Below are 11,076 nucleotides of genomic sequence, written 5' to 3' on the forward strand. Positions count from 1 at the left end.
TATTTTATTCTATAGGCTTTGCATTTTCAGCAGCTGTATCAACAAGACGGGCAAGCTCTTTCTTCATATCATCATCTGTTGTATGAGAGAATGCGATAAATACAGCAGGCTGTTTTCCAAGTTTTGGGAAATCCATTATACCGAAATAGCCGGCATATGCATAATCAATTTCTCCATTCAAGCTGTCACAATGATAAACACCAGCCTGTCGTATAAAATCACAGCCATTTACTTGAACAGCTTCTTCACTTTCTACTTCATTATCTTTTATGCTTAAATATGCGTCTTCAGCAGCAAGAATGTCTTTTTTAATCGGACGTCCATAGAAATAATCCATAGCCCCTTGCGCTGTCATAGGATCAAGATCTTCTTCTGAAAGTAACGCACACTGTGGAAATCCTGCACTTCTATCAATCGTATATTCAGCAGGACGATATATATTTAACCCGAACCAGTCAAAATAATTCTCACTGTCAGCAGAATCAGCTTTTGCTTCTGTCGCTTTTTCCTCTTCCATGCTGTCAGACTCGGTCTTTTCCTCTGTTTTTTCCTCGCCAGCCTTGCTTTCGGCGGTTGTGCTTTCTACAGTAGTGCTCTCAGTCTTGCCTGACGGCGAAGACGGGCTGTTTTCAGCGTTATTGCCGCAGCTAACACAGCCGAGAAGCGCTAAAACCGCAAGCATTGAAATCATTTTTTTCATAAGATCTCTCCTCTTTGAATAATAAAAATAAAAAGCACAAAGGAATATGCTTCCCTTGTGCTTATAAGCGTATAGAAAACGGGTATGACAAAATCACACAGTTTACGCTGTGCTGAGCTGTGCCGTTGAAGTTATAGCCGCATATCAGCATATTTGTCAATCCACTTTGCCATAAAAATTCACCTGATTATTCTATCACATATTGTGCTTAATGTCAATAGGTTAAACTAAATTTTTTCTGACAAAAAGCAGGGCGCACAATTGTGCGCCCCAAACTTATTATTTGTTCTCAGCTCTTCTCAAGTATCATCTTACGGAAACGGATCATATCATAAATATCGGCATTTCCGTCGCTGTTAAGATCAGCCGCCGCAAACTGCTTCTTGTTGAAGTTCTCTGCACCGAGGAGATATTTCTGCATGAGCACAAGGTCTGCAACGCTGAACTCTCCGTCCAGGTTTACATCGCCTGTAACGTCCTCATAAGGGATAGCAACGGCGATACGGTCAATGGACGGACCGTTTCCGCCTGCGTTGTAAAGCTTGACAGTATTATTTCCTGCCTTGAAAGTTACCTTTGTATCGGCTGCTGCAATACCCGACCAGTCGTTCCTGTTAGCGTAGAGTCCGCTGAGGTCCGCAGCCTTTGAGCCGTTCACGTCAACGCTCAGGTTCCTCCTCTCGCCCGAAACATAGTAGATACGGAGAGTATACTCCCCTGCCTTGTCCACGTTCACATTCTCGAAAGTTACGGCATTGTCTGCACCGCCGCCGATATATCCTACATATGCGCTGCCTGAGCTGTACTTGCCGTCCTTACCTGAGGTTATCCTTGCATTGCCCGATATCTTTGCATTTTCAGCTTCATAGAACTTGAAGTTGCTGTAAGGAGTTGTAAGTCTCATACCGCTCTTTGTTATCTTCATTGCGAAACCGCCGTTTGCAAGGAGATCGCGTTTTATGGAACTGTCCTTTGTAAGATTTTCCAATACAGTTACCTCTATTTCGTTGCCGTCCTTATTATCGCCGAAGATATAAGCCGTATATACTCCGTCGTCGTCAATCAGCTTTGAGAGATCAACGGTCACGTTTCTTGCAGAAAGTGTTGAAGCTCCGACGTACCAGCTGCCGCCGCTTCTTCTTGCGGTCACGTTGAACTGCATGGGATAGCCGTCAAGCACTTTCATATCGTCCCATGCAACAGGCACGTCATTGAGGAAAGGCAGAGCCTTGTTGCCCTGATAGGTGTATACCGAATGTGCAAAATGCTGTATACCCGACTCTATGGTAACAACGTCCGCAAGTGCAAAGCCTGCCGTTGCCTTTATGCCGTATATCGGTATTCCCGTAGGAGTAAAGTCTGCCGAACCCACTACATTTCGTGTGAATGTGTAGGATACGCGGTTTGCAAGTGCGGGAGCATCAAACCATTTATAATACTCCGTACCGTTTACAGCCTCAAATGACACTATATTCGGGTAAGTCCTGCTCTCTCCGCGCGGTATTGTACAGCCGTGGAAGAGCACCATAAGATGATTTTCCGCAGCTATCCTTGCACAGAGGTTCATCTGCTTCATGGTCTCCTGAGTATCGCTCTCGTAGTAGTCTACCTTGACGCCGCTTACTCCGAGGCCTCTTATACGCTCGAACTCGCGGACTATAGTAGCCTCGTCCAGCAGCGAATAATAAGGATATGCAGGATTTCCTCTGCTGTCCTTGTAGCCCGAGTGGCCCTTGTTGTTTACGCCGTACCAGAGATAGATGCCTATGCCCTTTGCCGCCGCATAATCGCAGAGCTCCCTGACCTTTGCTTCACTGTCGTCCCAGAGCGCCCAGCCGAAATCGAGACATACGAAGTCCCAGCCGTTGTCTGCCGCGAAGTCGATATAGTCCTTCTGAGTATGGTACTCAACAGGTGAATCGCCGCCGCTGCTCCACCATGACCAAGCAGTCTTTCCCGGGCGTATCCAGCTTGTGTCCTCTATTACAGAGGGGGGATTGAGGTTGAGTATCAGGTCGCTTGAAGCCATTTCGTCAAGGTCATCGCCTATTACTACAGCTCTCCACGGAGTATGGAAAGCATTTTTCATTGAGATGGAGCTTACCTTTACACCGCCCTTGAATCTCAGTCTGTGATAGTTGCCCACAAACTGAAGAGCACCTGCACAGTAGGGCTCGTCCTCGTTGAAAACGCCAGCCTCCGTGACAGTGACCCAGTATTTATCGTTGATAACTCCTGTATAAGGACAGGAATATGTTGCATTAGTCTCGTTTGCCCTGTCTCTCGGCAGCTCCACCATGTCCCACTCATAGGTGGCGTTGGGCCAGTTTCCCCAGAACCTGCTCTTGTCAGGGAACATAACCTGACTGGTCTCCTCCTTGATAGTCGCGCCGTGATCAAGGGAATATCTGTAGCCGATACCGTCGTCATACGCACGGAAGTACACCGTCAGCGTGGAATTTCCCTTTCTGAGAGGGAATGAGAGCTCGGTATAATTGTCGCGGATAGTCGTATGCTTGCCGTATGGCATTTTGTAGGTCTCGTCATGCTCTACAAAGGAAGCTGACGGAGCTGTCTGTGAAAAGCCTGATGAAAGGTCCTCGGAAGTAGTGACAAGTCCCAGTTTAGAGGGCTCTATGACCATAGAGCTTCTGCCTGCACTTTGCTTGTACACGGAATAGTAGTAACTTCCGCGCGGATCAGTCCAGAACTTTATCAAAAGCGATCTATCGGGAGAAACAGTCTCCAGCGACGGAAGCCCCGTGAGTGGAGTACCGTCAGGAGCGGCAGTTGTCTCCTCCTCGGGAAGCGCCTCGCCCTCCTTTACAGTGTCCTCCTCAAATGTGAAATAATACAGCTCATCGTCGGGGAGCTTTGCAGCCTGAGCCGCCGAAAGCGCATAGCCGTACATTCTGATATCGTCCACACAGGCACGTATATCGCTGTCCGTATACACTGAATGGCCGATGGAATTATATGTGTAGGACGGGAGAACTCCCTCGCCGAAAAGACTTTTCATTGTATCGGAGAGGGTATCGCTGCCGCTTGTTGAGAGCTTTTTGCCGTCCATGTAGAACTGAGCGTCAGTCGGCGAATATACCGCTGTGAGCTCATGCCACTCCATGCTGTCGGGAGCTGTGAGAAGATCGAATATCGCCCTGTGCTTCTCGTCGTTTTCGGTCGTACTTCCCTTGCCGGCGAAAATGCTTGTCCTGTAGGACTTCTTATCCTTGAGGTCTACAGAAATATCGGGCGAAGAATAGCTCGGAGCCGCTCCTGCGCCGAAAGCAACCGGCGAGAACTGGAAAAGCCTTGTGTAGTTTTCTGCTTCGCTGTCCAGCCTGAATTTCAGCGAAAAAGTGAAGCCGTTTTCGCAGCCCTTGCCGAACATACCGGCAGGCAGCTGCAGCCAGCCGCTTCCGAAGCTGTCGCCGTGCAGGTCGAGCACATTTGAACCGAGCTTGCCGTCAAACTCAACACTTGCGTTCATGCCCTTGATAACGGCGTTTCCATTTGCGCTGCCGCAGTTTTCAACAACAGCGTTGGCATAGCTTGATAAAGCATTCGCCGTCATCGGCTGTGGTGTGAACTGTGCAGCGGACTGTGCTGTGATACATAATGCAGCCGCAATCCCCACGGTTCGCCTGATCAGGTTTTCCCTCATTTTAATTCCTCCTTCTTGAAAGTTCAAAAGCATATATTTATGTGCATTATTTATAATTTATTGAACTTTCTTAGATTTTAATTATCCCCTATGCACATTATATCGCAATTTATACAAAAATTCAACCCCAAAAACAAATAACAGGTGGAGATTTTACCATAAATAAAAGCTTTACACCATTTCTGTGTTATGGTACAATATTTCTGAGGTGATACCATGAATATCGACTACATACACGAGCCTACCGACCTCCAGTGCGGACAGGCTGTACTGGCTATGGTACTGGGAAAAACTCCCGAATATATATGCTCTCTCCTCGGTAACGACAGGGAGACCGACCTGAAGGAAATGAAGTCGGTTTTCCGCTCTCACGGAGTCCTGATATCCGACGAGAGAAAACAGGCACATTCAAAAGCCGACCTCCCTCCCCTTGCCCTCCTCAGCCTTGAAACTCCCCGCTGCTGGCACTGGTCGCTGTACTGCGAGGGAACTTTTTACGACCCGGAACACGGCGTTTTCAGGACTTTCCGCAGGCTGCAAGAAAGTTTTACTGGGAACTGAGGACAGATAAGCGGTAACAGTCGCTTTTCAACGAAAAAGCCCGTGATTTCCCGATAATTTTCTATTTATCCCCTGTAATAATATCAATTGACATATATTGTCAAAAGTGGTATAATTTTTGTATGTATATATTTGGGAGGCAACTACATTGAAAATAAACAGATCCGCATATGTCATCATGGCAGCTTCTCTGCTCTCAGCAATGACAGGATGCTCCAAAACAGAGAATGTACTCGGCTCGCAGCCCGATCCCCTTGCTGTTAAAACTTCGCCCGAAAGCGTGGTCTTTGACTGGCAGGAGGAATATCAGAACAAGCTGGAGCAGTTTCAGGTGTCAGCCGCCTGCTCTGATTCATCTATGTTCGATCTCCGCGATGTCACCAATGACGGTATCCCCGAGCTCATAATCTCTCCCTCGGACGACGCTTCGGCAATGTGCGAGGTATATTCCATCATCGGCACCGAGCTTACAAAGATCGCTGTCTGCGGCTCGTTCGGAGAGTTCGATTACTTCCCGTCCATACTCGTTATCGGCTACGAATACGCAGGCGAGGAGTTCACAGTCGGCGAATATCAGACTTATACCGACGGCTTCTACAGCGTGGATTTCGATTACTATACAAATATGAACAGCGCCTCTTCGGGAGCTGTTATCCGCTACGAGATAAACGGCGACGGCGTTTCCCTTGACGAGTTTGAGGAAAGGATAAACGCCTATCAGAACGAGGACAGCTTCAGAGTCGGCAGAAAATACACATTCGGCGACGATTCCATTCAGTACGCAGTACACTGCAGCGAGAGCTGGAGCGAGGTCCTCACTGACGCTCAGAAAAAGAAATACAAGGAAAAGCTTTCCGACGTTCTTCAGAACGCTTCGTCTGCCGATTCCGCATTTGAACTTGCAGACCTTGACGGCAACGGACTTCCCGAGGTCATCGTATCCTCGGGCTCTCTTGAGGAAATGCCTGTGAGCGTTTACTACCTCGATAACGACGGAGTCAGGGAAATAACAGCAACAGGCGATGCAAACGGCTGTCTGCGCCTTGATATAAAGAACGGCATATTTTATGCCCCCGACCAGACTGGAAAGCTCAAAAGCTGGTCGCTTTCAAGTGAAAGCACAAGCAGCTTCAAGCCATCGGACAGCATTATGGTATGCGGAAGAAAATACCTGTTCACATCTGACAATATCAAGCTCGTATTTGCTTGACGAGGTAAAAAATGGCTAAATCAAAATACATATACACCTGTAACCAGTGCGGCTACGAAAGTTCCAAATGGAACGGAAAATGCCCGTCCTGCGGTGCATGGAACAGCTTTGAGGAGGATATCGCAGATACTGCTCCCTCAGGTTCGCGCTCACTTTCTTCTGCGGGAACTGCTCCCGACCTTTCCGACAATATCCTCGAGCTCGAGGATATCGGAGCTGACAGCGACGTGCGCTATGACACAGGTATCGGAGAGCTTAACAGGGTACTCGGCGGAGGACTTGTGAAAGGCTCTCTTGTTCTTCTCGGCGGAGAGCCTGGTATCGGAAAAAGTACCATACTTCTGCAGATATGCCAGTTTCTCGGAGAAGACCACTCCGTACTGTACGTTTCCGGAGAAGAATCCGCAAGGCAGATAAAGCTCCGAGCAAACCGCCTCGGCGTTGACACCGAAAACCTGTATATCCTTACAGCTACAGACGCAGAAGCTGTTTCTCAGACCATAGCTTCAAGCGCCCCGGATATCGCTATAATCGACTCTATTCAGACCATGAGCATCGGGCGTATCGCTTCAAGTCCCGGAAGTATCACTCAGGTTAGGGAATGTACCAACCTTTTCATGCATACGGCTAAAAATCTGGAGATACCGATAATCATAGTAGGTCATGTCAATAAGGACGGAGCTATAGCAGGCCCAAAGGTCATGGAGCACATTGTGGACGCCGTGCTATATTTCGAGGGTGAGCGTCATCAGAGCTACCGTATACTCCGTGCCGTGAAGAACCGTTTCGGCTCCACAAACGAGATCGGCGTTTTTGAAATGATCGACAAGGGACTGAGAGAAGTGGCAAATCCTTCGCAGATGCTCCTTGCAGGAAGACCCCACAACGTTTCGGGCACCTGCGTTTCCTGTGTTATGGAAGGAAGCCGTCCCATACTCGCGGAGGTGCAGGCTCTTGCAGCAAAAACAAGCTATTCTGCGCCAAGACGTATGGTCACAGGCTTTGACTTCAACAGGCTCAACATCATTATCGCAGTCCTTGAAAAGAGACTGGGGATATTCATGGGAAGTCTCGACGTGTACCTGAATATCGTTGGCGGCTTCCGCCTTGACGAGCCTGCAGGCGACCTGCCTGTTGCAATGGCACTGTACTCAGGAATAATGGACAAGCAGATAGACGAGGAGCTCGTCGCATTCGGCGAGATAGGACTCGGCGGCGAGATACGTTCCGTATCCCATATAGTCCAGCGTATCCGCGAAGCCGAAAGAATGGGCTTCAGGACCTGCGTTGTGCCGAAGCAGTCCATGTCCTCAATTGACCCTAAGGACTATGATATCGAAATCGTTCCTGCAAGTACTTTAAAACAGGCATTTGCAGTGATAAAATAGCATTTAGGCTCGTAAGCAGCAGCTTCCGAGCCGTTTGTTTAATTGTATGCCGCAGGCACAGAACCAGTGCTCCCCACCAAGTTGCGGCATAATAAAGAAAAACTGCACTTTTTCTCCGCTATTGTTGCTATTTTATACATTATATGATATAATATTCGTAAAAACGAATATTATGAAAGATTTTTATGTCCTTGCAGATACGCAAATCAAAGATTTGCTCCCTGCAATCGGTGAGTGTAGAACCTACATCAGGAGGAATCAGCAATGAAACACAGAAATACAATTGCGGCTCTGCTCTCTCTCAGCCTGCTGCTCACAGGCTGCGGCGGAAATTCTTCCACTGACATCAGCAGCCCCGAAACGGCTGCAGTAGAGATAACAAAAACAGAGCCTTTACATACAGACATGAAAACTACATATACACAGACTGAAACAAAGCCAACTTCTGCAGTAACAGAAAATACGACTTCTGAAACTGCGGCAAAAACCTCTGCTCCGGCTGCCGGAACTGCCCATACTCAGCCCCGGACAGAAGCACGGCACGAGCAGCATGAGCAGAAGCATACAGAAGCTCAGGTTTCCCAGCAAAATGAGCAGCCTGATGATAACAGCTCCCCTGAAAATGATCAGTCTCATCACGACAGTGAGAGTGCAACTACCACGACCTCCGAGACCACAACCACAGCCATGACAGCAACCACTTTCATGACAACTCAGGCAGAGACCACGACTACTACCAATAAGAATCCCCTGCCAAAGGTCGTGCTTGACGGCATGACCTTAGAGCAGAAAGTCGCACAGATGTTCATGGTAACTCCCGAAGCTCTTACAGGTATATCCCCTATGACTCAGGTAGGCGGCGGTACTCAGAAGGCTATAGAGGAAGTCCCTGTGGGCGGTATCATCTTATTCGCCCAGAACCTTACATCACGGGATCAGACGAAGAAAATGCTTTCTTCAACTCAGGACTACGCAAAAAAAGCCTGCGGCATCGGACTTTTTACCGCCGTTGACGAAGAAGGCGGACTTGTGGCTCGCTGCGCCCAGAAGCTCGGCACCGCCAAATTCAAGGATATGGCATACTACGGCACAGAAAACAACAGTGATACTGCCTACAATATCGGCAGCTCTATCGGAAGAGACCTCGGAATGCTCGGCTTCAACGTTGATTTCGCGCCTGTTGCCGATATAAATATATGCAGTTCCAACGAGCTGGGAAACCGTATTTTCAGCGATGATCCGCAAGTAGTTGCGAATATGTCCTCATACGTGGCAAAGGGGCTCCAGAATGAAGGAGTCTGCGCTACTCTGAAGCATTTTCCCGGACTTGGTGCAGAAAACGGCAATACTCACACTAATTCAACAGTCATCATAGACAGAACGCTGGACGAGCTCCGCAGTACCGAATTTATCCCCTTCTCCGAGGGCATAAAGGCCGGCGTGGACTTCATAATGGTAGGTCATCAGTCGGTAACAGGTCTTGGCGACGAGCTCCCCTGCGACCTCTCCTATAAGGCTGTTACCGAAATGCTCCGCGGCGAGCTTGGCTTCGATGGCATTGCCATAACCGATTCACAGCAGATGAACACTATCTCAAAGGTCTATACCTCTGGCGAAGCAGCAAAGCTCTCAATAAAGGCAGGAATGGACATTATCCTCATGCCAGTTGACTACAGACAGGCTGTGAATGAGGTCTGCGAGGCTGTCCGCAGCGGCGAGATATCAGAGGAGCGCATAAATGAAAGCGTTATGCGTATACTCAGAAAAAAATACGCTCTCGGACTGCTGAAAAAGTGAAAAAGCTGAATTAAGCTTTGAACTCACAAGCATTCATGCCGCACTGTCCTTCAAGTGCGGCATTTTATGTTATATCATCAGTTTACTATAAATCTCTGCATTTTACTATCATTTTTCACTATAAAAAGTTATAATAATGCCATAAGGTACAAACCTCATTATTTAAGGAGAAAAAACATGAAAAAAATGAAAGCTTTATCAGTTATTGCTGCTCTTTCAATGCTCGCCTGCTCAGTGAGTTGCAGCAGCAACAATACAGACACAGACAGCACAAAGCCTACAGAAGCCAAAACAGAGGCAATTACAGAAGCTGTGGACGTTCCCGAGCTGGACGGCTACAATCTTCTCTGGAACGACGAGTTCAGCGGCAGCGCTCTCGACGAGACAAAGTGGAACTACGAGCCCCACGAGCCGGGCTGGACAAACGAGGAGCTCCAGGAGTATACAACTTCCACGGACAATGTGTTCGTCCGCGATGGAAAGCTGGTCATCAAGGCTATCAAGTCCGAAAAGAACGGCAAGGACTACTACACATCAGGTAAGGTAACAGGTCAGAACAAGACCGATTTCACCTACGGCAAGGTAGTAGTAAGCGCTAAGGTACCCGAGGGACAGGGCTTATGGCCTGCTATCTGGATGATGCCCAAGGACGAGAGCTTCTACGGTCAGTGGCCTAAGTGCGGCGAGATTGACATCATGGAAGTCCTCGGAAACGATGTTAGCACAGCTTACGGTACTCTCCACTACGGCGAGCCTCACGGTGAACAGCAGGGCACATGGGGTCTGACCGGTCAGACCTACGCTGACAGCTTCCATGAGTACTCTGTTGAGTGGGAGCCGGGTGAATTCCGCTGGTATATCGACGGAAATCTCTACAATACAGTAAACGACTGGTTCACAGCAGTTCAGGGAGAGGACGAAAAGCCTTACCCTGCACCGTTCGATCAGCCATTCTTCGTTCAGCTCAACCTTGCAGTCGGCGGAACATGGCCGGGCAATCCCGACGCTACAACAGATTTCGACAAGGCAGAGTTCGAGGTTGACTACGTTAGAGTTTATCAGAAACCCGAGTACGACACAAATGTCAAGAAGCCCGAAAAGGAATTCCGCAAGGCACTTGAGGACGGAAACTTCATTTTCAACGGCGATTTCTCAGAAGCTGAGGATCTTACCGATGATGTTAACTGGAAGTTCCTCCTGTTCAACGGCGGAGAAGGCGCGGCTGAGATAAAGGATAATATGATCGTGATTACTTCCGAAAAGGAAGGCACAGAGGACTACTCCGTACAGCTTGTACAGCCCGATCTTCCTATGATAAAGGGCAAGAAGTACCGTGTGACATTTGACGCATATGCCGACGAGGAGAGAGACATCATCGTATGCGTTTCCGCTCCGTCAGCAGGCTGGATACGCTACCTCAAGGACACAAAGCTCAAGGTAACTCCCGAAAAGCAGACATTCACCTATGACTTCGAGATGAAGGACAAGGACGATAACAACGGCCGTCTCGAGTTCAACCTCGGACACAGAGGCTCTACTGCTACAGTTTACATCTCTAATGTCAGAGTTGAAGAAATATCGTAATCTCCCCATTCTTACCCTAAAACAGCCGACATATGTGCGGTACGCATAGAGAAGTATTTGTGAGAATTTATTGAGGAAAACCCTTTTGAAAAAGGGTTCTTCATCAAACTCCTTTCCTAAAACTTCCAGCTTAAATTTTTCCAAACAGGACGCCCAACGAAAACTAACGCCC

General features: G+C 48.3%; 7 protein-coding genes. 5 read left to right on the top strand and 2 right to left on the bottom strand.

The window, feature by feature from the left end; translation table 11 throughout:
- Positions 1-4 precede the first annotated feature (4 nt).
- Complete coding sequence (locus IKW96_RS09350; RefSeq protein WP_296573629.1) at positions 5-700, bottom strand: hypothetical protein; 696 nt, start codon at positions 698-700, stop codon at positions 5-7.
- A 289-nt stretch (positions 701-989) separates the two neighbouring features.
- Entirely contained in the window at positions 990-4,364 is a 3,375-nt protein-coding gene (locus tag IKW96_RS09355) for a glycoside hydrolase family 97 catalytic domain-containing protein (RefSeq protein WP_296573632.1), read from the bottom strand.
- Between the two features lie 216 nt (positions 4,365-4,580).
- On the opposite strand from IKW96_RS09355, the gene IKW96_RS09360 reads away from it, so the two are divergent.
- From IKW96_RS09360 to IKW96_RS09380, 5 genes are all read left to right on the top strand, one after another.
- Entirely contained in the window at positions 4,581-4,925 is a 345-nt protein-coding gene (locus tag IKW96_RS09360; RefSeq protein WP_296573635.1) for a hypothetical protein, read from the top strand.
- 148 nt (positions 4,926-5,073) lie between these two features.
- The gene (locus tag IKW96_RS09365) at positions 5,074-6,135 is read left to right on the top strand and encodes a hypothetical protein (protein ID WP_296573638.1); all 1,062 of its coding nucleotides are present in this window, start codon (positions 5,074-5,076) and stop codon (positions 6,133-6,135) included.
- Positions 6,136-6,146: 11 nt separating this feature from the next.
- The gene (radA, locus tag IKW96_RS09370) at positions 6,147-7,523 is read left to right on the top strand and encodes a DNA repair protein RadA (RefSeq protein WP_296573640.1); all 1,377 of its coding nucleotides are present in this window, start codon (positions 6,147-6,149) and stop codon (positions 7,521-7,523) included.
- Between the two features lie 264 nt (positions 7,524-7,787).
- Complete coding sequence (locus IKW96_RS09375) at positions 7,788-9,320, top strand: glycoside hydrolase family 3 protein (RefSeq protein ID WP_296573643.1); 1,533 nt, start codon at positions 7,788-7,790, stop codon at positions 9,318-9,320.
- Between the two features lie 177 nt (positions 9,321-9,497).
- Positions 9,498-10,904 carry a family 16 glycosylhydrolase gene (locus tag IKW96_RS09380; RefSeq protein WP_296573647.1) on the top strand — a complete coding sequence of 469 codons (1,407 nt, stop codon included), beginning with the start codon at positions 9,498-9,500 and terminating at the stop codon, positions 10,902-10,904.
- The last annotated feature ends 172 nt before the right edge of the window (positions 10,905-11,076 follow it).

This window comes from Ruminococcus sp. (genome assembly GCF_017549005.1).
Classification (GTDB): domain Bacteria; phylum Bacillota; class Clostridia; order Oscillospirales; family Ruminococcaceae; genus Ruminococcus.

Excerpts from the sequence above, each read along its gene's own strand:
- IKW96_RS09350 (WP_296573629.1), bottom strand. The coding sequence starts at position 700 with ATGAAAAAAATGATTTCAATGCTTGCGGTTTTAGCGCTTCTCGGCTGT.
- IKW96_RS09355 (WP_296573632.1), bottom strand. The coding sequence starts at position 4,364 with ATGAGGGAAAACCTGATCAGGCGAACCGTGGGGATTGCGGCTGCATTA.
- IKW96_RS09360 (WP_296573635.1), top strand. The coding sequence starts at position 4,581 with ATGAATATCGACTACATACACGAGCCTACCGACCTCCAGTGCGGACAG.
- radA (WP_296573640.1), top strand. The coding sequence starts at position 6,147 with ATGGCTAAATCAAAATACATATACACCTGTAACCAGTGCGGCTACGAA.
- IKW96_RS09375 (WP_296573643.1), top strand. The coding sequence starts at position 7,788 with ATGAAACACAGAAATACAATTGCGGCTCTGCTCTCTCTCAGCCTGCTG.
- IKW96_RS09380 (WP_296573647.1), top strand. The coding sequence starts at position 9,498 with ATGAAAAAAATGAAAGCTTTATCAGTTATTGCTGCTCTTTCAATGCTC.